Source organism: Neisseria weixii (assembly GCF_042658245.1).
GTDB lineage: Bacteria > Pseudomonadota > Gammaproteobacteria > Burkholderiales > Neisseriaceae > Neisseria > Neisseria weixii.
Window position 1 is genome coordinate 74,368 of record NZ_JBHSPY010000003.1, and the last position, 26,798, is coordinate 101,165.

The 26,798-nt window shown below is 46.7% G+C and carries 27 protein-coding genes; 23 read left to right on the forward strand and 4 right to left on the reverse strand.

Going from position 1 to position 26,798, the window contains the following annotated elements; translation table 11 throughout:
• The first annotated feature begins 88 nt into the window (after positions 1-88).
• From ACFPVS_RS03225 to scpB, 15 genes are all read left to right on the forward strand, one after another.
• Positions 89-514 (forward strand): hypothetical protein, encoded by a 426-nt coding sequence (locus ACFPVS_RS03225; protein WP_157742749.1) that lies wholly within the window; start codon positions 89-91, stop codon positions 512-514.
• 8 nt (positions 515-522) lie between these two features.
• On the forward strand, positions 523-1,497 hold the full coding sequence (locus tag ACFPVS_RS03230; protein ID WP_096295466.1) for a hypothetical protein: 975 nt from the start codon (positions 523-525) through the stop codon (positions 1,495-1,497).
• 198 nt (positions 1,498-1,695) lie between these two features.
• Positions 1,696-2,208, forward strand: coding sequence for a hypothetical protein (locus tag ACFPVS_RS03235; protein ID WP_123803863.1), 513 nt, complete (start codon positions 1,696-1,698; stop codon positions 2,206-2,208).
• A 65-nt stretch (positions 2,209-2,273) separates the two neighbouring features.
• Positions 2,274-2,792, forward strand: a complete 519-nt coding sequence (locus ACFPVS_RS03240) for a hypothetical protein (RefSeq protein WP_096295464.1) — start codon at positions 2,274-2,276, stop codon at positions 2,790-2,792.
• A 158-nt stretch (positions 2,793-2,950) separates the two neighbouring features.
• A complete protein-coding gene (locus ACFPVS_RS03245; protein ID WP_096295463.1) occupies positions 2,951-3,475 on the forward strand; it encodes a hypothetical protein in 525 nt (174 codons plus the stop codon).
• A 283-nt stretch (positions 3,476-3,758) separates the two neighbouring features.
• Positions 3,759-4,664 carry a 4-hydroxybenzoate octaprenyltransferase gene (gene ubiA / locus ACFPVS_RS03250; RefSeq protein WP_096295462.1) on the forward strand — a complete coding sequence of 302 codons (906 nt, stop codon included), beginning with the start codon at positions 3,759-3,761 and terminating at the stop codon, positions 4,662-4,664.
• A gap of 331 nt (positions 4,665-4,995) precedes the next feature.
• Positions 4,996-5,448: a PTS IIA-like nitrogen regulatory protein PtsN gene (gene ptsN, locus ACFPVS_RS03255; RefSeq protein ID WP_096295461.1), complete on the forward strand. Its 453-nt coding sequence runs from the start codon at positions 4,996-4,998 to the stop codon at positions 5,446-5,448.
• A 1-nt stretch (position 5,449) separates the two neighbouring features.
• The gene (hprK, locus tag ACFPVS_RS03260; protein WP_123803861.1) at positions 5,450-6,412 is read left to right on the forward strand and encodes an HPr(Ser) kinase/phosphatase; all 963 of its coding nucleotides are present in this window, start codon (positions 5,450-5,452) and stop codon (positions 6,410-6,412) included.
• Positions 6,393-7,247: an RNase adapter RapZ gene (gene rapZ, locus ACFPVS_RS03265; protein WP_096295460.1), complete on the forward strand. Its 855-nt coding sequence runs from the start codon at positions 6,393-6,395 to the stop codon at positions 7,245-7,247. Before hprK ends, rapZ begins: the two co-directional genes overlap by 20 nt.
• 33 nt (positions 7,248-7,280) lie before the next feature.
• Positions 7,281-7,520, forward strand: a complete 240-nt coding sequence (locus ACFPVS_RS03270) for a protocatechuate 3,4-dioxygenase (RefSeq protein WP_096295459.1) — start codon at positions 7,281-7,283, stop codon at positions 7,518-7,520.
• A gap of 106 nt (positions 7,521-7,626) precedes the next feature.
• Positions 7,627-8,574 carry a ribosome biogenesis GTPase YlqF gene (ylqF, locus tag ACFPVS_RS03275; RefSeq protein WP_096295458.1) on the forward strand — a complete coding sequence of 316 codons (948 nt, stop codon included), beginning with the start codon at positions 7,627-7,629 and terminating at the stop codon, positions 8,572-8,574.
• Between the two features lie 162 nt (positions 8,575-8,736).
• Positions 8,737-9,678: a hypothetical protein gene (locus ACFPVS_RS03280; protein WP_096295457.1), complete on the forward strand. Its 942-nt coding sequence runs from the start codon at positions 8,737-8,739 to the stop codon at positions 9,676-9,678.
• Positions 9,636-10,082 carry a hypothetical protein gene (locus ACFPVS_RS03285; RefSeq protein ID WP_157742747.1) on the forward strand — a complete coding sequence of 149 codons (447 nt, stop codon included), beginning with the start codon at positions 9,636-9,638 and terminating at the stop codon, positions 10,080-10,082. Before ACFPVS_RS03280 ends, ACFPVS_RS03285 begins: the two co-directional genes overlap by 43 nt.
• 25 nt (positions 10,083-10,107) lie before the next feature.
• Complete coding sequence (locus tag ACFPVS_RS03290) at positions 10,108-10,266, forward strand: hypothetical protein (RefSeq protein WP_157742746.1); 159 nt, start codon at positions 10,108-10,110, stop codon at positions 10,264-10,266.
• A 119-nt stretch (positions 10,267-10,385) separates the two neighbouring features.
• On the forward strand, positions 10,386-11,003 hold the full coding sequence (scpB, locus tag ACFPVS_RS03295; protein ID WP_378595404.1) for an SMC-Scp complex subunit ScpB: 618 nt from the start codon (positions 10,386-10,388) through the stop codon (positions 11,001-11,003).
• 138 nt (positions 11,004-11,141) lie between these two features.
• Here the strand turns inward: scpB and cysI are convergent, their stop codons facing one another.
• A complete protein-coding gene (gene cysI / locus ACFPVS_RS03300) occupies positions 11,142-12,905 on the reverse strand; it encodes an assimilatory sulfite reductase (NADPH) hemoprotein subunit (protein WP_096295454.1) in 1,764 nt (587 codons plus the stop codon).
• A gap of 65 nt (positions 12,906-12,970) precedes the next feature.
• Here cysI and ACFPVS_RS03305 point away from each other — a divergent pair, with 65 nt between their 5' ends.
• The gene (locus ACFPVS_RS03305) at positions 12,971-13,675 is read left to right on the forward strand and encodes an opacity family porin (RefSeq protein WP_332457907.1); all 705 of its coding nucleotides are present in this window, start codon (positions 12,971-12,973) and stop codon (positions 13,673-13,675) included.
• Positions 13,676-13,742: 67 nt separating this feature from the next.
• On the opposite strand, the gene ACFPVS_RS03310 is transcribed toward ACFPVS_RS03305, so the two are convergent.
• Together ACFPVS_RS03310 and rfbD are read right to left on the reverse strand one after the other, a co-directional pair.
• Entirely contained in the window at positions 13,743-15,377 is a 1,635-nt protein-coding gene (locus ACFPVS_RS03310; protein ID WP_096295452.1) for a CTP synthase, read from the reverse strand.
• A 630-nt stretch (positions 15,378-16,007) separates the two neighbouring features.
• Positions 16,008-16,871, reverse strand: coding sequence for a dTDP-4-dehydrorhamnose reductase (rfbD, locus tag ACFPVS_RS03315; protein ID WP_096295450.1), 864 nt, complete (start codon positions 16,869-16,871; stop codon positions 16,008-16,010).
• A gap of 222 nt (positions 16,872-17,093) precedes the next feature.
• On the opposite strand from rfbD, the gene ACFPVS_RS03320 reads away from it, so the two are divergent.
• The 6 genes from ACFPVS_RS03320 (at position 17,094) to pnp (ending at position 24,213) form a co-directional block, all read left to right on the forward strand.
• Positions 17,094-17,684, forward strand: a complete 591-nt coding sequence (locus tag ACFPVS_RS03320) for a LemA family protein (protein ID WP_096295449.1) — start codon at positions 17,094-17,096, stop codon at positions 17,682-17,684.
• A 105-nt stretch (positions 17,685-17,789) separates the two neighbouring features.
• Entirely contained in the window at positions 17,790-18,677 is an 888-nt protein-coding gene (locus ACFPVS_RS03325; RefSeq protein WP_123803854.1) for a TPM domain-containing protein, read from the forward strand.
• A complete protein-coding gene (locus ACFPVS_RS03330) occupies positions 18,677-19,189 on the forward strand; it encodes a TPM domain-containing protein (protein WP_096295447.1) in 513 nt (170 codons plus the stop codon). Before ACFPVS_RS03325 ends, ACFPVS_RS03330 begins: the two co-directional genes overlap by 1 nt.
• A gap of 851 nt (positions 19,190-20,040) precedes the next feature.
• Positions 20,041-20,871, forward strand: coding sequence for a calcium-binding protein (locus ACFPVS_RS03335; RefSeq protein WP_232507403.1), 831 nt, complete (start codon positions 20,041-20,043; stop codon positions 20,869-20,871).
• Positions 20,872-21,008: 137 nt separating this feature from the next.
• Positions 21,009-21,869: a phosphoribosylaminoimidazolesuccinocarboxamide synthase gene (locus tag ACFPVS_RS03340; RefSeq protein ID WP_096295446.1), complete on the forward strand. Its 861-nt coding sequence runs from the start codon at positions 21,009-21,011 to the stop codon at positions 21,867-21,869.
• Between the two features lie 238 nt (positions 21,870-22,107).
• The gene (pnp, locus tag ACFPVS_RS03345) at positions 22,108-24,213 is read left to right on the forward strand and encodes a polyribonucleotide nucleotidyltransferase (RefSeq protein ID WP_096295445.1); all 2,106 of its coding nucleotides are present in this window, start codon (positions 22,108-22,110) and stop codon (positions 24,211-24,213) included.
• Between the two features lie 562 nt (positions 24,214-24,775).
• Here pnp and ACFPVS_RS03350 read toward each other — a convergent pair.
• Entirely contained in the window at positions 24,776-25,633 is an 858-nt protein-coding gene (locus ACFPVS_RS03350) for an MBL fold metallo-hydrolase (protein ID WP_096295444.1), read from the reverse strand.
• Between the two features lie 127 nt (positions 25,634-25,760).
• Here ACFPVS_RS03350 and ACFPVS_RS03355 point away from each other — a divergent pair, with 127 nt between their 5' ends.
• Complete coding sequence (locus ACFPVS_RS03355; protein WP_123803850.1) at positions 25,761-26,702, forward strand: GlxA family transcriptional regulator; 942 nt, start codon at positions 25,761-25,763, stop codon at positions 26,700-26,702.
• Positions 26,703-26,798: the final 96 nt, after the last annotated feature.

Here is a 26,798-nt window from a genome sequence, read left to right on the forward strand (position 1 = left end):
TTTTGGGCTTTTATTACTCAAATTTCATTGAGAATGATTTTTATCATCTCAATACGGCAGGTATCAAACAGTAAAGGAGACAAAGATTATGAATGACTCATTCGGCTCAAGAACCCCGCTTTACGTTATAGGGCATGATGGCGCGAATCCGGTTACGAATACTGTAGTAGTACGGGGGGAGCGTCCGGATTCCTTTGCGATGATGAGAAGGCAGGAAGAAGTATCCGGGCAGATTCAGGCGATGAACGACCGGTACTTTTTAGACAGTTTCAGAACACCTGTTCCGCCTGATTTCCAATTTGAAGCCAAACCGCAGCCCGAGCCTGAACCTGAGCACAAGGAAGCCGTAAAGCCCGATGAAGCCCCCAAACATCCTGAAGAAATTGCCGCCCAGGCCGTCGGTAATGCCGTTACCGTGACAGGCGGTGCGGCGGGCGGCATCCACCGTCATTTTATGGAGGAAGCCGATAAGCTGAAAAACACCATATCCGCCACGACGTACAAAACGGCTTGACCCGGGTAATGGCCGGTATCGAACAGGATAAAATATCGTCTGCCGAACTCAGGGATTTCTATGTGAAGCATCCCGAAGCCTTGAAAGAGGCTGTGAAAGAAATCGCCGACAATAGCGCGGAAGTGAAGCAGCAGCATGGCGATTTGAGCGGCAAGGCTTACGGCATCGGTATGCTCACCAAAATCACGGGCGGTGTTTCCCATGTAACGGACGGCTTGGAGCTGGGTAAAAGATTTGGTGCGGCATGGGACAGCGGCGATTGGAGCCCTGTGGTCGGGCAGGTGTCCAAAATCGTCGGTTCGGCGGCGGCGGGTGCGGCCAGTATGGGGCTGGTGCGTACGGGTGGGTTGATATTGGCGGCTGCTATTGGAGGAACAGGAACTGCTGTGGTCATTGGAACAGCTATAGCAGGAGCTGCTATCGGATACGGTATTTCTATTGCATTTGAGGCATTAGAAAAAGACATATCACAATCAGGCCAATATGACTTAAATAAGGTGATGAATAAAGATGGTGAACCTTATGAGGATTTGGCTGTGGTTGGAAATTTCAAATCTTCCGAATCCCTCAAGCTGTCTGCCAAAAACGAAATGACGCTAATCGGCGAGCAACATTTCAAAAACGTGGAGTTGGAAGGCAAAGACATTTCCGTTATCGGCAACGTGAGCGCAGACGAAAACGTGTCTGTCAATGGCGACAATATCCGAACCTACAGCGACGAAGCCGTTAAGGCCATGCTGGCGCCGGAAGACGCAAATCCTGCAGAGCAGATTCCGCATCAGCCTGCAGATACGCAGACTGAAACGGCAAACACGGTCAACGGAGACGAAATCCGCGCAGCCTTAGGCTTGAGGGAAGAGTATCTGGATTTGGAATATCTCGGCCAAGCTGCCGCTAAAGCAGGCGAGAACCCCACCGAATATGCCCTCAAAATCTATAATCTGGCTGAAGAATTGGTACCAAGAGTTTTACGACGAGTATGATGAAGAGTGGGAAAGGATAACGGGCATGATACCGGTACCAAACCAACCGGCCGGTCTCGGCAACGATGGTGTTTACCAAGCTGAGCCGCCGCCTGTCAATTCCATAACTGATGATTACAAAATGCCTTCGATATAAATAAACTTCTTATGGAGAACAGGCTGTCTGGAAATTTTCAGACAGCCTGTAAGGATACTGATATGGACAAAGATAAACTTGACCGTATATTTTTTTATATATTAATTCTTTTTCCAATAGTAATATTTGTTCTAACCCCGGCTGATGCTGTTGGTAGAGTGTCTGTATTGGTTAATAATGTTTTAGATGCTTATTTGTTTGGTAATGGGTATTATAAACCCGACAGATACCCTTTTGCGGCAAAAGTTACTAATATTTTTACCGTAATTTTTGCCCTTTTTATGGGATTATTATGCACTATTTTATATGGTAAAGAAGCAGATATAGTACCTAAAGAAAATAGAAAAAAAGGATATGCCTTTATTTTTTTGATGCTTGTATTGTTCTTATGGGTCAGTATATTGCCTCAAGAATTTTCTAGTAGCAGTGGACGTAATTTTGGATTAAGCAGGTCATTTCATAATAACCCCTTTACTTTTCTTTTTTTAATTTTTATTAAACAAATTATGATTTATGTAGGTGTCCGAGTCTTCGGTGGCGTCATATGCAAATTATTTTCAAAGAGCAAAATATAAAGCCTATTTTGATGGGGCTTTCAGATCTCCTTTAGCATGAATCAGATTTATAGTAGGAGTAGTTAATGAGCAGAAAAACAGGTCATATGATTTTTTATATGTTGTTAATTCTGCCAACATTAATATTTTTATTTATACCCGCTCATGCAGCTGCTGACTGGGCGATTTCATTAAACAGCTTTCTAGATGATTATTTGTTTGGAAACGGTTACTACAAACCTGACCGTTATCCCTTTGCTTCTAAAGTAACCAATAGTTTTACTGTTGTTTCGGCGGTTTTTTCAGGTATCTATTGCGGAATATTTAGCAAATACGATCCTGATTCTATAACCGGAAAAGATAGGAAGAAGATGCATGTGTTTTTCTTTGTCGCTTTATCACTTCTATTATGGGTAAGCATATATCCTCAGGAATTCAGTACCAGTATAGGGAGAAGTTTCGGAACAAAACAGTCTTTTCATAATAATTATTTCTATTTTCTGTTTTTAATGACCGTGAAAGAAGTAATGATTTTTCTATCAATAAGCTATTTTGTCCGGTTGTTTTCAAAACGGTTTGAACGGATTAAAAATCCTCGTCAATAAGTATTAGCTGTTTTAAAGCGGCTGGCAATACGAGAATTTCGAGCATCTATAGAAACCATTTCAGCTGTCTGTAAAAGTGCAGGTTCTGTAGCAGAGATAAACTTTTTATTGAAAACAGGCCGTCTGAAAATTTTCAGACGGCCTGTAAGGAGAATCTTATGACAAAAAAGCAGGTGGGAACGGTATTTTTCTACATACTTATCGGTTTTCCGATATTGGTTTTTATACTTATGCCTACGCATGCAATTGATCCTTGGGCGGTTTCATTCGAGCATTTTCTGGATAAATATTTGTTTGGTAACGGGTACTTTAAGCCTGACCGCTACCCTTTCGCCGCCAAAGTGACGAACAGCCTGACGGTTTTATTGGCAGTTGTATTAGGTATACTTTATGCAACTGTTTTTAGAAATGAACCTTACCATATTCCAAAGAAAGACCGAAAAAAAGTTTTAATGGGGTTATTCGTACTTTTTTTATTTTGCTTATGGTTGAGTATCTTTCCTCAAGAATTTTCAACAACTACCGGGCGTGGTTTCGGAATAAAAAGATCCTTTCATAATGATACGGTATTTTTCTTATTTATGATTATTTGCATAAAATTTGCAATTTATACAGGTGTGGTGTTCCTCGGTCAATTTTTCTTTCAAGGTATCAGATGGCTGAAATTAAAAAAATTCAAATAATAACGGGAGGGAAGCTGTTTGTCTGATGATTACGAAATGCCTTCGGTATAAATAAACTTCTTATGGAAAGCAGGCAGTCTGAAAACGAAGTTTTCAGACTGCCTTTTTGTATCTGCGCTACATTTGTTTCACAAATTATGGTTCTGTAGTCAAAAGTAAGTTATACGATAATGTACCGGATTCGGATAAGTTTTTTATTTTTGAATTATAATGCCAAATAAAACGTGTTTGAAAATATAAAATTCTTTTTGTCATTATTATTTGCGTTTCTTTCTTTTTACATATGAACACAAAACGATTACTCCTGCGCTTTTTGCCGCGTTATGCCGTTGGGCGTATTTTGATTTACGCGCAGTTAATGCGTGTCGAAAAACCCATCGGCACCTTATTATTACTGTGGCCGACCTATTGGGCGATGTGGGTGGCGGCTGAAGGCCATCCCGGATATACCATTTTTTTCGCCTTTACCATCGGCACGTTTCTCATGCGCAGCGCCGGTTGCGTGATTAATGATTTTGCCGACCGTAATTTTGACGGCGCGGTCGAGCGTACGAAAAACCGGCCGTTTGCCCGCGGACAGGTCACCAAAGCCGAAGCACTGCTGCTGACCTTGATTTTGTGCCTGCTGGCGGCGATGTGTTTGGTGCCGATGAATACACTGACTTGGCTGATGAGTGTGCCGGCTTTGTTTTTGGCGATGACTTATCCGTTTACCAAACGCTTTTTCCCCTTACCGCAATTTTATCTGGGCTTGGCATTTTCATTCGGTATCCCGATGGCTTTTGCTGCCATCACCAACAGCGTGCCGCCGATTACATGGTTGATTTTTGTGGCTAATGCCTTGTGGACTTTGGCTTATGACACGATTTATGCCATGGCCGATAAGGAGGATGATTTGAAAATCGGCATCAAAACATCAGCCGTCACTTTCGGCCAGCATGATATTGCAGCGGTGATGCTGTGCCATTTTTGGTTTACCGCGCTAATGGTGGTGCTGGGGTTGCAAATCGGCGCGACATGGCCTTATTGGTTGATGTTGCCGGTAACGGTTTGGTGGCAGATTAACCAATACCGCGCAATTAAAACCCGAGACCGCCAAGTGTGTTTCCGCACTTTCTTAGAAAACAACCGTATCGGCTTGGCTTGGTTTTTGGGTTTGGTCGGTCATTATTTGTGGAAATTGGTTTAAGTAAACATGCCCGCCGCCGCAACGGCGGGTATGTTTGTTATGGCCGGATAAGTTTGACGGACGAAAACAGGTTAACGGAGTTTGAAAAATCTATTGATGCCGGTTTGAGAAATAGCGCGAAGCAATGATATGCTGATGGGTTAAATATTTAAATAATCCTCTCATTTTAATGGGTTAAGATTAGGATGAAGCAGGGTGGTAATGTTAAGAGCCATTAAAATGCCGCCTGAAAGCGTAAGGCTTTTAATGTAAATTGTACGCTTAGGATTGAGATTTGTGCCGACTGTCGGTACAATTCGTCTTGTTTTGCTACCTCTTAAAAGAGATTCCTATGAGCCTGATTGGCGAAATTCTACCGTTGTCCCATATTGAATTGGATGTGGAAGTCAGCAGCAAAAAGCGCTTGTTCGAACAAGTGGGTTTGTTGTTGGAAAACGAAGCAGGGCTGCCGAGCGCAGATGTATTTGAATGTCTGTTTGCCCGCGAAAAATTAGGTACGACCGGCTTGGGGCAGGGCGTAGCGATTCCGCATGGCCGTGATGCCTGTGTGCAAAAGGCGGTAGGGGCGTTTATCCGCACCAAAGAGCCGATTTCTTTCGATGCGCCCGATGGCAAACCGGTTTCGCTGGTGTTTGTGTTGCTGGTGCCGGAAAATGCCACTGGTGAGCATTTGGAAGTATTGTCGAAATTGGCCGGCAAATTTTCCCAAAAAGCCGTGCGCGAAGCTTTGATGACTGCTTCGAGCGCCGAAGAAGTGCAAAAATTATTATTAACTGAAGAGTAACATGCCGAGTATATCCGTCCGCCGTCTGTATTCTGATAATCAGCACAAGCTGCAACTGGCTTGGGCAGCAGGTAATTCAGGCGCGGATAACCGCATCGGTGTTGAGGCCGACAAGCCCGTTTTGGCGCTGGTCGGCCATTTGAATTTTATCCACCCCAATCAGATTCAAGTGGTTGGTGTGGCTGAAGCCGAATACCTTAATCGCTTGGAATCGGGCGAGCTCAATTACGATTTCGGCGAATTATTCGATATTCCGATGGCCTTGGTGATTGTTGCCAACGGCTTGCCCGTGTCATCGAAATTGCGCGATTATTGCCATACCAACAGTATTCCGCTGCTGACTTCAAAGCTGGAAAGCCCGTATTTGATGGACGTGTTGCGGATTTATCTGCAACGTACCTTGGCCACATCGGTCACCAAACACGGTGTCTTTTTGGATGTATTTGAAATCGGCGTGTTGATTACCGGCCATTCCGGCTTGGGTAAGAGCGAATTGGCTTTGGAACTGATTTCGCGCGGCCACAGCCTGATTGCCGATGATGCCGTCGAATTGTTCCGAACCGGCCCCGAAGTGTTGGAAGGCCGCTGCCCGCCGATGTTGCGCGATTTTTTGGAGGTGCGCGGTTTGGGCGTATTGAATATCCGCCATATTTTCGGCGAAACCTCGATTCGTCCGAAAAAAGTTTTGCAATTAATCATCAACTTGATTCCTGCCGACGACGAATACATGAAGCAGCTTGACCGCTTGAGTATCCGTACGGAAACCGAATCCATTCTCAACGTCAATGTACGCTCCGTTATGCTGCCTGTGGCGGTGGGTCGGAACTTGTCGGTATTGGTTGAAGCTGCGGTGCGCAATTATATTTTGCAATTGCGCGGAAAAGACAGCACGCGAGAATTTTTAGAACGCCATCAAACACTACTGAAAGAAAACGAACAAAGTCATGAAAATAGTATTAATTAGCGGTCTTTCCGGTTCGGGAAAATCTGTTGCGCTCAAACAACTGGAAGACTTAGGTTATTACTGCGTCGATAATCTGCCCTTAGAATTACTGCCCTCATTGGTATCGCATCACGTTGCGCGAAATGAAGTTGATAGCTTAGGCGTGAGCGTCGACATCCGTTCCAAAATCGATATTGATCAAGCCGAAGAGCAAATCCAGTATTTGCGTGAACAAGGCCATCAGGTTGAAGTATTGTTTATCGAAGCGGAAGAGAGCGTGTTGGTGCGCCGCTTTTCCGAAACCCGCCGCGGCCACCCGTTGTCCGGCCACAATTTGACCCTGCTGGAAAGCCTGCGCGAAGAACGCGCATGGTTGTTCCCATTGCGTCAGATGGCCTATTGCATCGACACATCCAAAATGAACGCGCAGCAATTGCGCTATGCCGTGCAACAATGGATCAACATCGAGCGCCACGGCTTATTGGTGATTTTGGAATCATTCGGTTTCAAATACGGCGTGCCGAACAATGCCGATTTTATGTTTGATATGCGCAGCCTGCCCAACCCCTATTATGACCCTGAATTACGCCCGTTTAACGGCATGGATAAAGAAATTCAGGATTATCTCGATCAACAGCCGCCGGCACAAGAAATGGTTAATGACATTGATCAATTCATTAACCGTTGGTTACCGCGTATGCAGCAGGAAAGCCGAAGCTATGTCACCATCGGCATCGGTTGCACCGGCGGTCAGCACCGTTCTGTATATGTGGTGGAAAAACTGGCCGAACGCTTGGCCGGAAAATACGAATTGCTGGTACGCCACCGCCAAGCACAAAACCTTGCCAGCCGTTGATTTTCAGACGGCCTCGACAAAAAGGACAAAATCATGACTGCGAAAATCGTGTTCCCATTAGGAGTCGCTCTGCTATTAGCCGCCTGCAACACCACCACCGTCAGTCCTTACCGCTGGCATCAATCCGGCATGAGCGAAAGTGACGTTGCCCGCCAGCAACGCATCTGTGTTTCACAGGCCAATCACGATGTGAAACAAGGCAAACAGCCTAAATCGCTGGAACAATGCATGGATGAAGCCGGCTACTACCGCTACATTACCGGCAATATGTAAACACGAAACATACCAAAGGCCGTCTGAAAGGGCTAAAATCCCTTTTCAGACGGCCTTTCATGCTGAATCAGCCGATTTAAAAATAACCCATTACAGAAAGCACAACATGGCAATCCAATGGTTCCCCGGCCACATGAACAAGGCTAAAAAAGCCATCGCCGACCGCATCAAATCCGTCGATATGGTCATCGAAATGCTTGACGCGCGTCTGCCCGCTTCAAGCGAAAATCCTTTATTGGCGCAATTGTCGCGCGGCAAGTCCAAGCTTAAAATTCTGAATAAACAAGATCTTGCCGACCCAGAGCGTACTCAAGTCTGGCTCGACCACTACAACAGCCAAACCGATACCCAAGCCATCGCCCTTGATTCCACCGAAAAAAACGCACACGGCAAAATCACCCAAGCCTGCCGCAAAATGATGCCCAACCGCGGCGGCCTCGACAAACCCCTGCGCGTATTGATTTGCGGCATTCCCAATGTCGGTAAGTCCACCTTAATCAACGGCATGATTGGTAAAAAATCAGCCAAAACCGGCAACGAACCCGGTATCACCAAAGCCGAACAACGCCTGTTCCTCGCCGACGATTTCTGGCTTTATGACACGCCCGGCATGCTGTGGCCGAAAATCATCGTCGAAGAAAGCGGCTACAACCTTGCCGCCAGCGGTGCCGTCGGCCGCAATGCCTTGGACGAAGAAGAAGTCGCGCTCGAGTTGCTCGACTATCTGCGCCGCCACTATCTCGCTTTACTGCAAGAGCGCTACCAAGCCGATAAAGACCCAAGCAGCCATTGGGATGATGTGGCATGGTTTGAATGGATTGCCAAAAAACGCGGTTCCTTACTCGGCGGCGGCCGCATCAATTACCAAAAAGCCGCTGAAAATATCCTGACTGATTTCCGCGACGGTCAAATCGGGCGCATCACCTTGGAAATACCGAACCAATGGGAAACTTGGCTGAAAAAAGCCCGCCAAAAAGAAGCCGAACTCAAGGCCATGCGTGAAGTGTGGAAATTGGAGCGTAAAGGGCAAAAACCGCAGGAAAGTGGCGAATAAGATTTTGTTTAAGCCAGAGTTGATAAAAAAATATTTCAGACGGCCTTTGGATAAGGAGATAGGCCGTCTGGAAAAATATTCAGGTAGTTTTAGATTGAGAATTAATCAAGCTGTTGATTGTTAATAAGTTTTATAAATCTAGGCTTGGCGAATAGGGGATATATGAAAGTCAATCCGTTTATCTGGCAAAATTATAAAGATAGTGAACAGGGTAAAGCAGCGATTAAATTATTCGATGACTTGAATCCGCTAATTTATGAAAAATATCTAATTAACTATTTCTTAGATGCTGAAACAATCGACAATATGGTCGATGAACTATATCACTATTCAGATTATCAAGAAGATTATGAATGCTCTGTTGAAAGAATTATTCATAATCTTCTTGAAAAAGGTATTGTATTTAGAGATGAAAATGGCACGTATGATGAAATAAGCCTTAATTTTTCTTGGTATTTGGATTATATTGTGCCACTTTCATCATGGTTATATTTGCTGAGTCCTACTTATTTTAAACCTTATTTCTTTATACATAATGCGGATGAATTAATAAAAATATCAGATAGCTTTGGGCTTGAATTGCCTCCTATGCCAATTAAGCGTAATAAAAGGGCTAGGTTTGAATATTATTTCTTGATGTGTCAGATATTTCATGACTTTGAGCAGGAAAATGGGTTCAGTCCTGAAGAAATGTGTGCATTTCTCTATGATTTCTGCCCTAAATATTTTGGGCAACAAAGAGTAGATAAGCCTGAGCTGCCTGAACCAACTCAGGCTTGGTTTATTGGTTCAAATAAGCAAGATTTTGATTTTTTAGATAAATTTTCGCACGGTGATATTCATTTTTGGCAAGGAAATGTAGATACTAAGTGTAGGGGCATTCTTGTAATGTATTGTTTGTCGTCACGAAGTTATATCCATTCTATTTGGAGAGCGGAGAGAGACGGTATTGCCTCACCGTTTTTCCATTGGTACAGCAGCATTTATATCGGTAAAGGTCAAAAAATTTCTCCTATTTTTTTGAATGATTTAAAGAAAATTCTTATTTTTCTGAAAATAAGTTGGTTCGAAAAAACTTTCAGGGAGTCAATGGTTATGCATTAACTTCAGATGATTATGCAGAGCTGTTGAATCTAATAGAAAAAAATGGGGATAATATAGAGAATCTGCCGCAACTGTTCGCACCGAGTTATCAGAAAAATCTTGAGTTAAAAAATGAGCGAGATGTGGAAGTTGAGCTGATTGAGCCTTTATTGAAGGATATAGGCAAAAATAAGGTTTGGACAAGACAACTTACGGTGAAAATGGGGCGTGGAGAGCGTGTTTTTCCAGATTATGCTTTGTTGAACGAACGACAAAAAAGTTATGAGCAGGCCAGTATTTTATTGGAGGCTAAATACCATATTCAAAGTAATCAGGAATTAGAAGCGGCTTTTAGACAGGTGTGGTCTTATGGTTTGCGGCTTTCGGCTAGATTGTTGATTATTGCTGATAAAAATTCGCTTTAGTTATATGAGAGAACAGAGCAAGGATTTGACCGAAGTAGATACAGCAAATTTTATTGGAAAACTTTGGAGAAGCCAGATGAGTTTAAGAAAATTAAAATATTGGTGTCTGCTTATTTTGAGTGATGCAAAGGTTGGTTATCGTTTTGGAAACCATGTAGATTTCCAAAAACTTGATTACCAGTAATCTTAATAGTGCTGGGTTTAACCCAATATTGAATACACATGAAACATTAAAATACATCCTTTCAGGCGGCCTATCCACCAAAATGCCGTCTGAAAAAAATATTAAAACCACAAATCCTCATGAACGATCAAAAAATCCCCCCCGATGCGCTGATTGAAGCCGCGCTTTTAACCCAAACCGAGCCTTTGAGCGAAAAGGCGATGCGCGAATTATGCGTGCCGCCGTTATCGCAGGATAAGCTGATTGATGTGTTGTCGAATTTGAAAACACGCTGGCAAAACCGCGCGCTGCAATTGGTGCATACGCATGAGGGCTGGCGCTTTCAGATTGCGCAGGCGGCATTTGAGCGGTTGGGCAGTTTGCAGGAGCAGCGTGCGCCGCGCTATTCGCGTGCGGTAATGGAAACGCTGGCGATTATCGCCTACCAGCAGCCAGTAACGCGTGGCGATATCGAAGGCATTCGCGGTGTGGCGGTGTCGCAAAATGTGATGCAGACTTTGCAGGATCGGGGCTGGATTGAAGTCATCGGGCATCGTGATTCAGTCGGCAGACCATCGCTTTGGGCAACCACAGCGCACTTTTTGAGTGATTTGAATTTAGACAGCTTGGAAGAATTGCCGCCGCTGACCGAGTTGGGTGAACTGGTGTTGCCGGATTTAATCGAGGCTCCTCCGACAGGCGATGAAGACGAAGAGCAAACAGAATCTGCCGGGCATTCGGGGCAGCTTTTGAATTGAATCAATGCCGTCTGAATTTTTCAGACGGCATTTTTTAGTAAGTTGATAATAAATTTAATAAAATCAAGCATAAAAGGTCGTCTGAAAATTCAGGCGGCCTTTGCTTTTCTATTTATAATGTAGACTTGTTATGGTGTTTTACGCCCAGAAATCACGCGGTGCATTGGTAACGGGTTTCACAATACCGGTGCGTACCGAAAAGTCGCCGAAGCTTTCATTGGCTTCGCGGCTTTGTGCCCATGCGCCGACCCATTGGTTGATGATGTCTAAAATTTCCGGCTCGGTGATGTTTTCTTTAAACAGGCGCGGAATGCGGGTACCTTCGCGGTTGCCGCCGGTGTAGAGATTGTAGCGGCCGACGGCTTTGCCGACTAAGCCGATTTCGGCCAACATGGCTCGGCCGCAGCCGTTTGGGCAGCCGGTTACGCGCAAAACGATGTGCTCTTGCGATAAGTGATGGCGGGCAAGAATTTCATCGATTTTGTCGGAAAAGCTTGGCAGGAAGCGTTCGGCTTCGGCCATCGCCAGCGGGCAGGTCGGTAAAGACACGCAGGCCATGCTGTTTTCGCGTTGCGGGGTAACGCTGTTGCTGATTAAGCCGTGTTCGCGGGCGATTTTTTCGATGGCGTCTTTTTCAGACGGCGTCACGTCGGCCACAATCAGGTTTTGGTTGGCGGTCAAGCGGAAGTCGCTGGTGTGGATTTTGGCGATTTCGCGCATACCGGTTTTCAGTGGGCGGCCCGGATAATCGAGCAGATGGCCGTTTTCGATAAACAGCGTCAAGTGCCAGTTGCCTTCTTCGCCTTGCACCCAACCTATGCGATCGCCGCGCGAAGTGAATTCATAAGGACGCAACGGCTCGAATTTCGTGCCCATGCGGTTCTCTACTTCTTCAATGAAGGTCTGCACGCCGACACGATCGAGCGTGTAACGGGTCTTGGCGTTTTTGCGGTCGCTGCGGTTGCCCCAGTCGCGCTGCACGGAAACCACGGCAGCGGCGCAATCCAATACTTTATCCAAACCGATAAAGCCGAATTCGCGCGCGGTGTTGGGGTAGGTTTTGGTGTTGCCGTGTTCCATCGATAAGCCGCCGCCGACCAAGACGTTGAAGCCGGCCAGCTTGCCGTTTTCTTCGATGGCGACAAAGTTTAAGTCGTTGGCATGTAAATCAACATCGTTGTGTGGCGGAATCACCACTGTGGTTTTGAATTTGCGCGGCAGGTAGTTTTTACCCAAAACCGGCTCGGTGGCATCGCCGCTTTTCACGGAATCGGCCAACGGAGCAGTCACCAAGTCTTCGGTAGAGTGCAGTTTTTCACCGTCCAGCCAGATTTCGGCATAGGCGCGGGTTTTCGGCAGCAAATGCTCGCTGATTTTTTTTGCCCATTCGTAGGCTTCTTTGTGCAACCCGCTTTCGACAGGGTTGCTGGTGCACAAAACATTACGGTTCACGTCGCCTGCGGTGGCGATGGAATCCAAGCCCAATTCGTTGAGCCATTGGTGCATCGGTTTGATGTTGTCTTTCAATACGCCGTGGAATTGGAAGGTCTGGCGGTTGGTCAGGCGAATGGAGCCGTAAAGGGTGCTTTCGCCGGCAAACTTATCGATACCCAGCCATTGCTCGGGCTTGATAATGCCACCCGGCAAACGGCAGCGCAGCATCACGTTTTTCAGCGGCTCGAGTTTTTGATCGGCACGTTCGGCACGGATGTCGCGGTCGTCCTGTTCATACATGCCGTGGAAACGGATAAGCTGGAAATTGTCGCCGTTAAAACCGCCGGTCATGCCGTCTTTCAAATCTTCGGCAATGGTGCCGCGCAAGTGCTGGCTTTGGTATTTTAAGCGTTCGTTGTCAGCTAAGGGGGCATCGGGCAGTTTGGCGCGTGGGTCGGTGGTGGACATGCTGGCTCCTAGGCTCATTTTGATATGATTGTTACTTTACCTAGGCCGTCTGAAAATGAGAAAGAATGCTTGGTTGTATGATAAGTGCTTTTGGTTATATTCTTTCTATGCACAAAGCAACGATGTCCTTTACATTGTCATTACACATGATTACAATGATTCTGCCATATGCAATAGTGCTTTGGCTTTTTGGGAGATTGATTATGATGAAAAAAATGTCTTTAATCGTTGCAGGCGTATTGATGTCGGCTCATGTTTTGGCTGCGCCGGGTGTTTTTGTGCAAGGTGACGTAGGTGTATCTAAAGTCAAAATTAAAGATGAAGGTTCGCTTTCCAAAAACGGATTTACGCCTCGCCTAACTGTTGGTTACGATTTTGGCAACAACGTGCGTGCGGGTGTAGATTACACCCATTACAAAAATTTTGAATACAATCTTCTGCCTAAGGGTAACGGTAAAGCCAAATTCCAAAGCGTAGGCATATCGGCGATTTACGATTTTGATATGTATCAGTCGGTCAAGCCTTATGTGGGTGCGCGTTTGGGCATCAACCGTGTTTCAAATGACTGGGTAGAGGAAGGTAACAATTATAAAAAGGCCGGTTCTTACCGCAAGACCCGCACCGGCGCAGGTGTATTGGCCGGCGTTAGCTATGATGTGGCTCAGAATGTTGCTTTGGATGCCGGTTATCGTTATAACTACTGGGGCAAATTTGATGATGTTAAGGTTGATTCTCACGAAGCTTCTGTTGGCGTACGCGTGAAATTTTAATTGAATTTTGCCCAGCTATAAATAAAAAGCACCTGATTATTCAGGTGCTTTTTATTTATAGCTGGGCTTAGGCTGATTTATTGGTCAACGCGGCTTTCACAAATGCGTTAAACAACGGGTGGCCTTTGCGGGGATTTGATGTAAATTCCGGATGAAACTGACATGCGAAGAACCAAGGGTGGTTTGGCAATTCGATGGTTTCTACCAAGCGCTCGCGGCCCATTGATACGCCGCCGATTACCAAGCCGGCTACTTCCAATGCGGGAACGAAGTTGTTGTTGACTTCGTAGCGGTGGCGGTGGCGTTCGCGGATTTCTTCGCTGCCGTAGATTTTAGCAGCCAAGCTGCCCGGTTTGAGTTCGACGTTTTGCGCGCCCAAACGCATGGTGCCGCCTAAATCGGTATTTTCATCACGCACTTCCACGCTGCCGTCGGCGGTTTGCCATTCGTCAATCAGGGCAACCACGGGCGAGGCGCATTTCAGGTTGAATTCGGTCGAATTGGCATCCGGCAAACCGACCACATCACGCGCATACTCAATCAAAGCAATCTGCATGCCTAAGCAAATGCCCAAGTAAGGCACGTTGTTTTCGCGTGCGTAACGTACGGCGGCGATTTTGCCTTCCACGCCGCGCACCCCGAAGCCGCCCGGAACCAAAATGGCATCCATTTCTTTCAAAGCTGAAATATCGCCACCGTTTTTCTCGATTTCTTCGCTGTCAAAATAGGTAATTTGCACATCGGTTTCAGTATGAATACCGGCGTGGCGCAAGGCTTCAATCAGCGATTTGTATGATTCGGTCAGGTCGACATATTTACCGACCATGCCGATTTTGGCAACGTGCTTCGGATTTTTAATAGCGTGAACGATTTTCTTCCATTCGGTCAAGTCTGCTTGCTGCACATTCAATTGCAGTTGTTCGGTAATGATGGTGTCGATGCCTTGGTTGTGCAGCATTTCAGGGCATTCGTAGATGCTGTCTACATCGTAGCTGCCGACAATCGCGCGCTCTTCCACATTGCAGAACAGGGCGATTTTACGGCGCTCGTCCTCCGGCATAGGGCGATCCATGCGGCAAATCAAAATATCCGGCTGAATGCCGATGCCCAACATTTCTTTCACGGTATGCTGGGTCGGTTTGGTTTTGATTTCGCCGGCTGCGGTGATGTAAGGCACATAGCTTAAATGGGCAAACAAGGTATTGTTGCGGCCAAGCTGGCTGCGCATTTGGCGGATGGCTTCGAGAAACGGCAGCGATTCGATGTCGCCGACGGTGCCACCGATTTCGACGATGGCTACATCGTAGCCTGCCGCCCCTTCGTGGATACGGCGTTTGATTTCGTCGGTAATGTGGGGAATCACTTGTACCGTGCCACCCAAGTAATCGCCGCGGCGCTCTTTGGCAATCACGTTTTCATACACTTGGCCTGCGCTGAAACTGTTGCGGCGGGTAAGGGTGGCGGAGATGAAACGCTCGTAGTGGCCTAAGTCGAGGTCGGTTTCCGCGCCGTCGTCGGTGACGAACACTTCGCCGTGTTGGAACGGGCTCATCGTGCCTGGATCGACGTTGATATAGGGGTCGAGCTTGAGCATGGTGACGTTAAGGCCGCGCGACTCGAGAATGGTTGCAATAGAAGCGGCGGCTATACCTTTTCCTAAGGAAGATACAACGCCGCCGGTCACGAATATAAATTTAGTCATGATGAAATACCCATGTTGGAATACATAATTTTACCCTGAAGCAGCCGCACTGGCAAACGTGAACAGGGAAAATGGAACAGGCCGTCTGAAAAATACACATTCTGAACAGCATCCCAAAAGTTGGGCACTCCCGCCAACTGAAAAAGGCGCCATTACCGCCAAGTACACAACCAACAGTGCACCAACGACCATTTAAGTTCTCACGTAAAAAACGTTTATCGTCAATAAACCCGGCTATGAAAAACTTCAGGTGAAACTGATTAAAGGGTTATGTTGCACGAGAGCGAAACGTCCGCCGAAATAGCTGTTACATAGTGACCATATTCCCAAAAGCAGTTTCTCTGACGGCCCCGGCAAACTGAATCCAGATAGAGCAGCTAAAGCGGTAGCGAGTGAAGCAACATAAAGAGCGCTACGGTAAGGCGGTTATGCAAATACTTGGCAAAGCCTTTGGCCGCCGTTATTACAATCATGACCGTATTAATTTGAATTTAAAAAAGCCGGGTTCTGTGACTTACAGAACCCGGCTTTTAATAGACTGTCAGAGACAGATTCTTAACTTGTTCAAGGATTGGGACAATTCATATCTACTCTACGTTTCAGACGGCCTTGCTTAGTATTTATCGGATCTTAATTTAATTTGCTCATAATATCATTCAAAGCTTTTTGCCAGTCGGAGGCTTTTACCTTGAAATCACGTTCAAATTTATAATTATCCATCACGCTGTATGTCGGGCGCTGAGCGGGAACAGGGTATTCGCTGCTTGGAACGCCTTTGAGTTCAGGCATTTTGAAGCCGTCTATGTGTTTGGCTGCGGTTTGGAACACGGCTTCGGCAAATTCGTACCAGCTTACTGATTTGTTGCCGCAATAGTGGTAAATACCGCGATGCATGTCCGGTTTGCCGATAATGCTGACAATTGCAGCAGCCAAATCACCGGCATAGGTAGGGTTGCCGGTTTGGTCGTTGACAACAGATAAACTATCGCGTTCGCCCGCTAAGCGTAGCATGGTTTTGACAAAATTATTGCCGTATTCACTAAACAACCAAGACGTTCGGATAATCACTGCTTCGGGATGTGCCGCCAAGGCCAGCAGTTCACCTGCTAGCTTACTCTTGCCGTAAACGCTTTGCGGATTGGTTGAGTCTGTCGTGCGGTATGGGCTTTTAGCATTGCCGTCAAACACATAATCGGTAGAAACATGAATAAAGCGCGCGTGAATTTTTTGCGCCGCCGCAGCCAAATGATGCACGGCTTGGGCATTCACGGCAAAGGCATTATTGACATCGGTTTCTGCTTTATCAACAGCAGTATAGGCAGCTGCATTGACCACGACATCCGGTTGGAAATTGTGAACCATGTTGTTGACGGCATCGGCATCGGTGATGTTTAAAGAGCTTGAATCCGTGGCAATCAATTCCCAGCTTTCAGGCAGGCGGTCGCGCAGACAATGGGCTAATTGGCCTTTCGAGCCGGTCAGTAAAATTCGCATATGTGCTTCTCCTTGCTGTCGGAACAAAATAAATTAGTGTACTGTAATCAATCGTATTATAGGGCAAATTTGGCTGACCGATTATCCGGAAATTTATTTTCTTATTTATTTTTTTAATCAAAAAATATTTTTTAGGTTATACTCGAAAGCAAGTTTTCAGACAGCCTAAACAATGATGGCGTAATGAAAAATTTTTTGACACATTATGTGATGGAGAGAGCAATGTTTAAAAAATGGTTGGCCGTTTTGGCTGTGATGACATCGGTGTTCAGCTTGAGCGGTTGCGGTTACAACACTATGCAAACGCAAGACGAAGCAGCCAATGCAGCTTGGTCGGAAGTATTGAACCAATATCAACGCCGTGCGGATTTGATTCCGAATCTGGTGAATACGGTGAAAGGTTATGCGACTCATGAAGAAGAAGTGTTTACCAAAGTGACCGAAGCGCGCAGCAAAGTGGGCAGTATGCAATTGAGCGCGGAAGATGCCGGCAACCCTGAGAAATTGAAGCAATTCCAACAAGCGCAGGGCGAGTTGAGCGGTGCGTTGTCGCGTTTGTTGGTGGTGTCTGAAAACTATCCGCAATTGAAAGCCGACCAAAACTTTCGCGATTTGCAGGCACAATTGGAAGGTACGGAAAACCGTATTTCTACCGCACGCAACAACTACATCAAAGCGGTGCAAACTTATAACACCACTTTGCGTCAGTTCCCGCAAAACATTACCGCAAAAATTTTCGGTATGCAGCCGCGCGCGAACTTCAGTGTAGAAAATGAAGGTGCAATTTCAAATGCACCTGCCGTACAGTTTTAAGCGTTAACTTTTCATACGGCCTGTTCATTTGTTGTGGACAGGCCGTATGAAACCATGGGTGAAATGGTTTGTAACCTATAAATAAAAATCCGGAAAGGCAAAGCTATGCAGTCTGTGATTCATAAAACAGCTCTTGCACTGGCCATGGTGTTGAGCAGTTTTTTGCTGTTTGCTGCCGAATTAACCGCCATTCCGCCACTTACTGCGCCGGTGATGGACAGTGCGCAGATGATGAGTGCGGAAGCGCGTGTAGAGCTAAACACACATTTGACACGGTACAGCAAAGAAAAAGGCAGCCAGATTGTGGTGTTGACCGTGCCCGCGATTTCCCCGGAAAGCCCGTTCGATTATGCTTTGCGTGTGATGGAAACATGGCAGCCGGGTCGGAAAGACATCAACGACGGCGTTTTGTTGCTGCTGGTGCGCGATGAACGCAAAACGCATTTGGCCGTCGGCCGCGGCTTGGAAGGCGCGATTCCTGATGTGTACGCCAAGCGCATTTTAGATGATGTGATGCGGCCGTATTTACAGCAGGGCCAAACTGATGCTGCGATTTATCAGGCTGTCGGCCAAATCGAAAGGCTGATTGCCGGAGAAAGTCTGCCGGAAGCGGCTACCGGTGAATATACCGGGCCGGACGGCGAAGATGCTTGGATGATGTTGCTGTTTGTGCCTTTGGCCGGCAGTTTCTTAAAATCCATTTTCGGCCGTATTTTAGGCAGCCTGATTACCGGCGGCATGATGTTCGGTTTAACAGCAATGTTCGGCTGGGCATTGTGGATTGGCATCATTGCAGCCATCGGCGGAACCTTGTTTACTTTCTTATTGGGTTCGAGCGCCTTTATTTCCGGCGGCGGTGGCGGTTTCGGTGGCGGCTTTGGCGGAAGTGGCCCGCGCGGCGGCTGGCGAAATGGCGGAGGTGGCTTCGGAGGAGGCGGCTTCGGCGGTGGTGGTGGTAGTTTTGGCGGTGGCGGTGCTTCAGGGAGCTGGTAATGGAACAAAATAGATTCAAACGGTTATGGCAACACTGGAAATGCCCGCGCTGGCGTGTAGAGAAATTTTTTCCTACAGCAGATTTAGAACGTATCAGCCGCGAAATCGGTTTTTCAGAACAAAAGCACGCCGGCCAAATCCGTTTTGTGGTCGAATCCCGCTATACCAACAGCGAAGTGTTAGCAGGCGTGGATCCGTACACCCGAGCCTTGCAATGGTTCGGGCAACTGGGTGTGTGGGATACCGAGTATAACAGCGGTGTCTTGGTGTATGTTTCCTTTGCCGATCGCATGGTTGAAATTATTGCCGATCGCGGTGTCGGCCGCATAGTGCCGCAGGAAAAATGGCAGGCGGTCTGTGACCTGATGCGCGAATCTTTCCGCAATGAACAATATGTTCATGGTTTGGAAAGCGGCTTGGAGGCAGTGGGCAGTGCGTTGACAGAGTGTTATCCCCGCCAAGCCAATACAGTCTGCCACGACGATTTGGATAATGATGTAATGATGATCTGAGTGTTTTAAATACCTGGCTTGGTGCTGTCTCTTGCGGGTAAGTTTTAAAGTATATTTTCATTTTATAATGGGTCGTCTGAAAAATTCAGGGAATATTTGAGTTTTTCAGACGGCTTTGTGCTGCGGAGGATAAGAGTAAGTGATTGTTATCAGTTATTATTAAGTATGGCGGAATCGATAAATAACGGATGAGAAGCAGATTATTTTGTATGTTATTTACTATAAATAAAGTGAATATTATTTATTTAATGAAATTGAATTCCCTTTATCATGTTTTTATACCGTCCGATTATTTTAAATAATAGTAATGATAAATATCACTAAAATCATAGATGGGTTTCTGTCCGTTTAATTAGGATAAAATCCGTATTTTCATATCTTTTGGGAGTGATAACATGACTTATTTTTCTCGCGGTTTCCCTTCAACTGCCCATAAATTCGGTGCTTCGGCAAAATCATACGGTTTCAAAGGTTATTGTCCGCCGGCAAGTACTTATAAAATTTCCTTTGGCAACTATTGTGCACCTTCATATTCAATCAAATCGTTTTCGGCTTATTCGGCCTATACTTTTCCGGTGAAGTCCGCATATAAAACGACTCGTTATACTTTTGACTTCGATTGTATGCCGAATAAACCGATTAATATTAAACTGTACTATGAACCGAAGCTGGAACCGAAGCTGGATCAGTGCAAGCCGAATAAACCGATTAATACCAAACCGTACTGTGAACCTAAACCGGAACCTAAACCGGAACCTAAACCGGAACCTAAACCGGAACCTAAACCGGAACCTAAACCGGAACCTAAACCGGAACCTAAACCGGATCAGGGCAGCCAGTGCAAGCCGTGCTTGGATGATGGCAACCAAACCAATGAAGAAAACGTAAAAAAACCGGATCAGGGTAATGTTATCCAGGTGGTGAAACCTGAAGACGGAGCAAGCTATACTGAAGGAACCGACGGAAAAGATACCATTTTGGGTACCGACGGTGAAGATGTGATTCACGGCTTAGCGGGTGACGACTATCTTCAAGGCGGCAAGGGAGCCGACAAAATGTACGGCGGCAAAGGCAATGATGTGTACTATGTTGACGACAAATGCGATAAAGTTGTCGAAGAAAGCGATTCGGGTGATGACACGGTACGCAGTTGGATTGACTATACTCTGCCGGAAAACGTGGAAAATCTGTATCTGATGGGCAGCGGTGATTTAGACGGCACCGGCAATGAATTGAACAATACCGTCAACGGTAATTCTGGTGACAACAGCCTCTACGGTTTGGGTGGTGATGACTGCTTGGTAGGCAAAGACGGTAACGACCGCCTTGACGGCGGTGCGGGCAACGACGTGTTAATCGGCGGAAAAGGCAACGATACCTATTTCTTTGACAAAGGTTACGGTTACGACATCATTGAAGACAACGGCGGTAAGGACACCTTATCGTTCGGTAGTGATATATGCGCGGAAAATGTGATTCTGCGCAAGGAAGGCGACGATTTGAGCATTACCTTCGCAAACAGTACCGACAGCATTCTGGTCGGTGATTGGTTTGTCGGTTCCGACAACCAAATCGAGAATTTCACATTTTCTAATGGCAAAACTTATGCCGTTTCAGGTTACGATACCGGTTCGTTGGTGTTGGCCCAAATTCAAGAACAGGCAGCGGCAGCTTGTGTATAATGCCGTTGTGCAGTAAATAACTTGCCGTTAGGAGCCGTCTGAAAATTTTCAGACGGCCTTTTTGCAAACAAATCAAACGGCTGAAAAGTTTCTTTGCTATAATTCCCATCTCTGATAAACCGTTGCAGGGAATTAAAATGTCTGAAATCAGTTTGAAAAATATTTATTCAGGTAAAGTACGTGACTTATATGAAATCGACGACAAATGCATGCTGATGGTCGCTTCTGACCGTTTGTCGGCTTTTGACGTGATTTTGGATGACCCGATTCCCACCAAAGGCGAAATCCTGACGCAGATTTCTAATTTCTGGTTTCAAAAACTGGCGCATATTATGCCGAACCATTTTACCGGCGATACCGTGTACGATGTTTTACCGGAAAACGAAGCCAAAGCATTGGAAAAGCGTGCCGTCGTGGTGAAGAAACTCTCGCCGGTGAAAGTTGAAGCGATTGTGCGCGGTTATTTGGCCGGCAGCGGTTGGAAAGATTATCAGAAAAACGGCACGGTATGCGGCATTAAGTTACCTGAAGGTATACAGGAAGCGCAACAGCTGCCGGAAGTGATTTTTACCCCATCGACCAAGGCCGAAGTCGGTGATCATGATGAAAACATCAGTTTTGAGCAGTGTGAGCAAATCATCGGCAAAGAGTTGGCAGCCGAAGTGCGGGCAAAAGCTATTCAGCTTTATACTGAAGCGGCCGAATACGCCAAATCACGCGGTATTATAATTTGCGATACCAAGTTTGAATTCGGTTTGGATGAAAACGGCACGCTAACCTTGATGGACGAAGTGCTGACCCCTGATTCAAGCCGCTTCTGGCCGGCCGGCCAATACCAAGTCGGCACCAATCCGCCTTCATTCGATAAACAGTTTGTGCGCGACTGGTTGGAACAAAGCGGTTGGAACAAACAAGCGCCGGCGCCGAAAGTACCGACAGAAGTGATCGAAAAAACCGTAGAAAAATATCAAGAAGCGCTGAATTTATTGACGCGTTAGTGTGTGATGAGGCCGTCTGAAAAAGAATTGTTTTTCAGACGGCCTTTTGTCATTTGAATAAAATGACTGTATAGATTTAGTGGCGGTTTGCCGTTATAATTGCGGACTGGACGGCTCTCAAATGCCGTCTGAACATTAATCAACCCGCCGCATCAGCCTGAAACCCTAACCATGCACATTCACGCTTTAGTGTGCATCATTAGTGTTTTAGCGGTGCGGCATCACCGAAAGGACAAGCATGTTCGATAAACACATCAAAACCTTCCAATACGGCGATCAAACCGTTACTTTGGAGACCGGCGAAATCGCACGTCAAGCTGCTGCGGCCGTTAAAGTATCCATGGGCGACACCGTGGTATTGGTTGCGGTAACCACCAATAAAGACGTGAAAGAAGGCCAAGATTTCTTTCCGTTGACCGTGGATTACTTAGAGCGTACTTACGCCGCCGGCAAAATTCCGGGTGGCTTTTTCAAGCGCGAGGGCAAACAAAGCGAAAAAGAAATTCTGACCAGCCGTCTGATTGACCGTCCGATTCGCCCGCTGTTCCCGGAAGGCTTCTACCACGACATTCAAATCGTGGCGATGGTGGTATCGGTTGACCCTGAAATCGATTCCGATATTCCTGCTATGCTGGGCGCGTCTGCTGCATTGGTATTGAGCGGCGTACCGTTTGCCGGCCCGATTGGCGCCGCACGCGTGGGTTATGTGAATGGCGCATACGTTTTGAACCCGACTAAAGCGCAATTGGCTGAATCTCAATTGGATTTAGTGGTGGCGGGCACTGAAAAAGCCGTGTTGATGGTGGAATCTGAAGCCGATATCCTGCCTGAAGACGTGATGTTGGGCGCGGTGGTTTACGGCCACGATCAAATGCAAGTGGCCATTCAAGCCATCAACGAGTTTGCCGATGCGGTCAATCCTGAAGTGTGGGATTGGAAAGCGCCGGAAACCAATCAAGAGTTGGTGGCTAAAGTGCGCGAAATCGCCGGTAATGCCATTGGTGAAGCTTTCAAAATCCGTTCAAAACAGGCGCGTTCGGCCAAATTGGACGAAGCTTGGGCAGCCGTAAAAGAAGCGTTCATTACCGAAGAAACCGACACTTTGTCGGCCAACGAAATTAAAGGCATTTTCAAACATTTAGAAGCCGATGTCGTGCGCAGCCAAATTTTGGACGGCCAACCGCGCATCGACGGCCGTAACACCCGCACCGTGCGCCCGCTGAACATCCAAACCGGAGTATTGCCGCGCACCCACGGTTCTGCTTTGTTTACCCGTGGCGAAACCCAAGCCTTGGCTGTGGCCACTTTGGGCACTGCGCGCGACGAGCAAATCATCGACGCTTTGAGCGGCGAATACACCGACCGCTTTATGCTGCATTACAACTTCCCGCCGTATTCTACCGGTGAGGTCGGCCGTGTCGGTGCACCGAAACGCCGCGAAATCGGTCACGGCCGCTTGGCCAAACGCGCTTTGTTGGCGGTATTGCCTGAGCCGGAAGATTTCAGCTACACCATGCGCGTGGTGTCTGAAATCACCGAATCAAACGGTTCGTCTTCAATGGCTTCTGTATGCGGCGGCTGCTTGAGCCTGTTGTCTGCCGGTGTGCCGTTGAAAGCACACGTTGCCGGCATCGCCATGGGCTTGATTTTGGACAACAACAAATTTGCTGTATTGACCGATATTTTAGGCGACGAAGACCACTTGGGCGATATGGACTTTAAAGTAGCCGGTACCACCGAAGGCGTGACTGCGCTGCAGATGGACATCAAAATCCAAGGCATCACCAAAGAAATCATGCAAATCGCCTTGGCGCAAGCCAAAGAAGCGCGTTTGCACATCTTGGCGCAAATGCAGGAAGCAGTGGCCGGCCCGCAAGAATTGTCGGCACACGCGCCGCGCCTGTTCACCATGAAAATCAACCAAGACAAAATCCGTGATGTCATCGGTAAAGGCGGCGAAACCATTCGTGCGCTGACCGCTGAAACCGGTACCGAAATCAACATCGCCGAAGACGGCACCATCACCATCGCAGCAACCACACAAGAAGCCGGCGAAGCTGCGAAAGCCCGCATCGAGCAGATTACTGCCGAAGTGGAAGTCGGTAAAGTGTATGAAGGTGCTGTGATAAAAATCTTGGACAACAATGTCGGCGCGATTGTGTCTGTCATGCCGGGTAAAGACGGCCTGGTACACATCAGCCAAATTGCCCACGAGCGCGTGAAAAACGTGAGCGACTACTTGCAAGTCGGCCAAACTGTGAAAGTGAAAGCCTTGGAAGTAGACGACCGCGGTCGCGTACGATTGTCTATGAAAGCATTGTTGGAAGCGCCTTCCGCTGAATAATCGCTATTTAGTGCAAACGGCTTGATTCATGTTAACATGAATCAAGCCGTTTTTTTATGGCGGATATTTTCAGACGGCATGAAATGGTGTTGTCGTTTTAAAACTGTAGGAAATTGTCGGGTTGCTTACACTTTTATGCAAAACAGCTTTTATTTTTTGCCTAAATGATTGTTTTAGGATTTTTGAGCATTATCAAGAACCATGAGGCTTTGCTGCCTTTCGGCATTCTTGGCAACACTCAAAAATCCCCAAATGGGTATTCAAGCAAAAAAGCAAAAGTGTAAACAACGCTGGGATTTTCTACATTTTTCAAGAGAATTGAAAGCTTTCAGACGGCCTGACCTTTACAAGGCTTTGCAAAACTCCCTGAAAAGCCACAGCACAAAGAACCGACGCCATTCCCACGCAGGTGGGAATCCATTTTTGAGCATTACAAACTATTGAATAAAATAGGTTTCATAAATGCTAAGATGGGTTTCCACCTGTATGGAAATGATGCGGGTGTTGAGTTTGCTGGCTTTTGAAAGGGTTTTGCAAAGGTCTCAGCCGGTTTATTTAATGCTTAAAATTTCAATACTTGGCCATTGCTCGGCACATGCACGTGCGAGCCTAAGCGGTTGGCTTTCACATATTTGCGCATATCATCGCTGCTGATGGTGGCATGATTGACTGCATCCATATGTACGGTAATGATTTGCGCGTTTGGTGCTGCGCGGTAGGCTTTGCCTACATCTTCGGTACCCATGATGATGCCTTCTTTGAATTGAGGCATACGGGCAAAGCCGGTGTTCATCACGATAATTTCCGGTTTGTATTGCGCTAAAGCGTGATCAACGTGGTAGTTCCACAAAGTATCGCCGATGACATACAGGCTTTTCTCACCTTGGGCTTGAAACACGACACCCATCGCATCGCCCAACATTTCTGCTAATTGCGGGTTGGCATACATTTCATCGCTGCCGTGTTGGCCGCCGGTTTTACTCAAACGCACGTTTTTGAACTCGGTGTTTTGACCGACTACACGCACGTCTTTAAAACCTTGACCACGGATAATTTTGGCATCGTTGGCGTTTTGCACGAATACCGGCAAATCTTTCGGCAGTATTTTTTGCGCCGCTTCGTCCCAATGGTCGTCATGGGTGTGGGTCACGACAATTGCATCTACGCCTTTGATGATGTCGGCAGTGGATTGCGGCAATGCATTCAGGGGGTTACGTAATTGGCTGTTGACCGTGCCTGCAAAACCGGCATAGGTGCCTTTAGGTGCGAGATACGGGTCAACCAAAAAAGTGGTACCGCCGTAATTGATTTTAGCGGTGGCGTTGCGGATATGCTGATAGCTCACTTCGGCCATGGCAGGTGTAGCAGCAAACAGAGCAGAAGCAGCCAATACGGCGGTAAACAAGGTATTCGGTTTCATGATTTTTTCCTTAAACGTGATGATTGAATCGATGAAACGTATTGTACGCAGCATGAGGCCGTCTGAAAATTGACATTCAGTTCAAAAAACATAACAATCGGGTCAAACTCAATCAAAGAATCTCATTATGCTGACCATCGCCTTGCTGCTTTATCCTGAAGTGAATCCGTTTCATTTTTCCGTGCCGTATATGGCATTTCAAGATGCAGCCGAAGACGGCTTGTTTGAGGTGAAAATCGTTACCCCCACAGGCAAGCCGTTACATTATCAAATCATGCAGCCACCTATTGATGGTGGTCTGGATTTGATGGTGCAATGTGATATTGTGGTGGTACCGGGATGGAAAGACGAGCAAACGCAACCTGTACCGGAACTACTGACCGCACTTCAGACGGCCTATCAGCGCGGCGCCTATATTGTCGGATTGTGTTACGGTGCGTATGCCTTGGCTTATGCCGGTTTGCTAGACGGCAAAAAAGCGGCGACGCATTGGAAAGGCGAGGCCGATTTCAGCCGCCGTTTCCCAAAAGTAAAATTGGATGTGAATTCGATTTATGTGGAAGACGGCAATATTATGACCTCTGCCGGAACCGCGGCTGCATTAGATTGCTGTCTGCACATTATCCGCAAGTTTTACGGCGCGAAAGCTGCCAATAAGACTGCGCGTTTGCTGGCGGTGCCGCCGCATCGTGAAGGCGGGCAGGCGCAGTTCATCGAGCGGCCGCTGGCGCAATCGACGAAAGACACACAAATCAATGCGCTGTTGGATTATTTGCGAGACCATTTGCATGAGCCGCAAAATATTGATGAAGTGGCCGAACGCGTTTCCATGAGCCGCAGCACCTTTACCCGTCATTTTAAAAAAGCTACAGGCATGACGTTTCTCGAATGGCTACATAAAGAGCGGCTGCAACGCAGCTTGGATTTGTTGGAAAATTCGGGTTTGAGCGTTGAGCAGATTGCCGAGAAAACAGGCTTTCAGAATACGGTGTCGTTTCGGCAGCAGTTTTTCAAATATTATCAAGTCAATCCGCATGTTTGGCGCAAGATGTTTCGTGATGATGGATAAACATTTGAAAATAAAACGGAATATTTGAAACCTCAATGTGTGCTAAGAAAACAATGTTTGTCATTCCCGCGCAGGCCGGAGCGAAGAACTTTAAAT

Bases quoted from the DNA above. Each gene is read 5' to 3' on its own strand.
- ACFPVS_RS03225 (WP_157742749.1), top strand. From the start codon at position 89: ATGAATGACTCATTCGGCTCAAGAACCCCGCTTTACGTTATAGGGCAT.
- ACFPVS_RS03230 (WP_096295466.1), top strand. From the start codon at position 523: ATGGCCGGTATCGAACAGGATAAAATATCGTCTGCCGAACTCAGGGAT.
- ACFPVS_RS03235 (WP_123803863.1), top strand. From the start codon at position 1,696: ATGGACAAAGATAAACTTGACCGTATATTTTTTTATATATTAATTCTT.
- ACFPVS_RS03240 (WP_096295464.1), top strand. From the start codon at position 2,274: ATGAGCAGAAAAACAGGTCATATGATTTTTTATATGTTGTTAATTCTG.
- ACFPVS_RS03245 (WP_096295463.1), top strand. From the start codon at position 2,951: ATGACAAAAAAGCAGGTGGGAACGGTATTTTTCTACATACTTATCGGT.
- ubiA (WP_096295462.1), top strand. From the start codon at position 3,759: ATGAACACAAAACGATTACTCCTGCGCTTTTTGCCGCGTTATGCCGTT.
- ptsN (WP_096295461.1), top strand. From the start codon at position 4,996: ATGAGCCTGATTGGCGAAATTCTACCGTTGTCCCATATTGAATTGGAT.
- hprK (WP_123803861.1), top strand. From the start codon at position 5,450: ATGCCGAGTATATCCGTCCGCCGTCTGTATTCTGATAATCAGCACAAG.
- rapZ (WP_096295460.1), top strand. From the start codon at position 6,393: ATGAAAATAGTATTAATTAGCGGTCTTTCCGGTTCGGGAAAATCTGTT.
- ACFPVS_RS03270 (WP_096295459.1), top strand. From the start codon at position 7,281: ATGACTGCGAAAATCGTGTTCCCATTAGGAGTCGCTCTGCTATTAGCC.
- ylqF (WP_096295458.1), top strand. From the start codon at position 7,627: ATGGCAATCCAATGGTTCCCCGGCCACATGAACAAGGCTAAAAAAGCC.
- ACFPVS_RS03280 (WP_096295457.1), top strand. From the start codon at position 8,737: ATGAAAGTCAATCCGTTTATCTGGCAAAATTATAAAGATAGTGAACAG.
- scpB (WP_378595404.1), top strand. From the start codon at position 10,386: ATGAACGATCAAAAAATCCCCCCCGATGCGCTGATTGAAGCCGCGCTT.
- cysI (WP_096295454.1), bottom strand. From the start codon at position 12,905: ATGTCCACCACCGACCCACGCGCCAAACTGCCCGATGCCCCCTTAGCT.
- ACFPVS_RS03305 (WP_332457907.1), top strand. From the start codon at position 12,971: ATGCTTGGTTGTATGATAAGTGCTTTTGGTTATATTCTTTCTATGCAC.
- ACFPVS_RS03310 (WP_096295452.1), bottom strand. From the start codon at position 15,377: ATGACTAAATTTATATTCGTGACCGGCGGCGTTGTATCTTCCTTAGGA.
- rfbD (WP_096295450.1), bottom strand. From the start codon at position 16,871: ATGCGAATTTTACTGACCGGCTCGAAAGGCCAATTAGCCCATTGTCTG.
- ACFPVS_RS03320 (WP_096295449.1), top strand. From the start codon at position 17,094: ATGTTTAAAAAATGGTTGGCCGTTTTGGCTGTGATGACATCGGTGTTC.
- ACFPVS_RS03325 (WP_123803854.1), top strand. From the start codon at position 17,790: ATGCAGTCTGTGATTCATAAAACAGCTCTTGCACTGGCCATGGTGTTG.
- ACFPVS_RS03330 (WP_096295447.1), top strand. From the start codon at position 18,677: ATGGAACAAAATAGATTCAAACGGTTATGGCAACACTGGAAATGCCCG.
- ACFPVS_RS03340 (WP_096295446.1), top strand. From the start codon at position 21,009: ATGTCTGAAATCAGTTTGAAAAATATTTATTCAGGTAAAGTACGTGAC.
- pnp (WP_096295445.1), top strand. From the start codon at position 22,108: ATGTTCGATAAACACATCAAAACCTTCCAATACGGCGATCAAACCGTT.
- ACFPVS_RS03350 (WP_096295444.1), bottom strand. From the start codon at position 25,633: ATGAAACCGAATACCTTGTTTACCGCCGTATTGGCTGCTTCTGCTCTG.
- ACFPVS_RS03355 (WP_123803850.1), top strand. From the start codon at position 25,761: ATGCTGACCATCGCCTTGCTGCTTTATCCTGAAGTGAATCCGTTTCAT.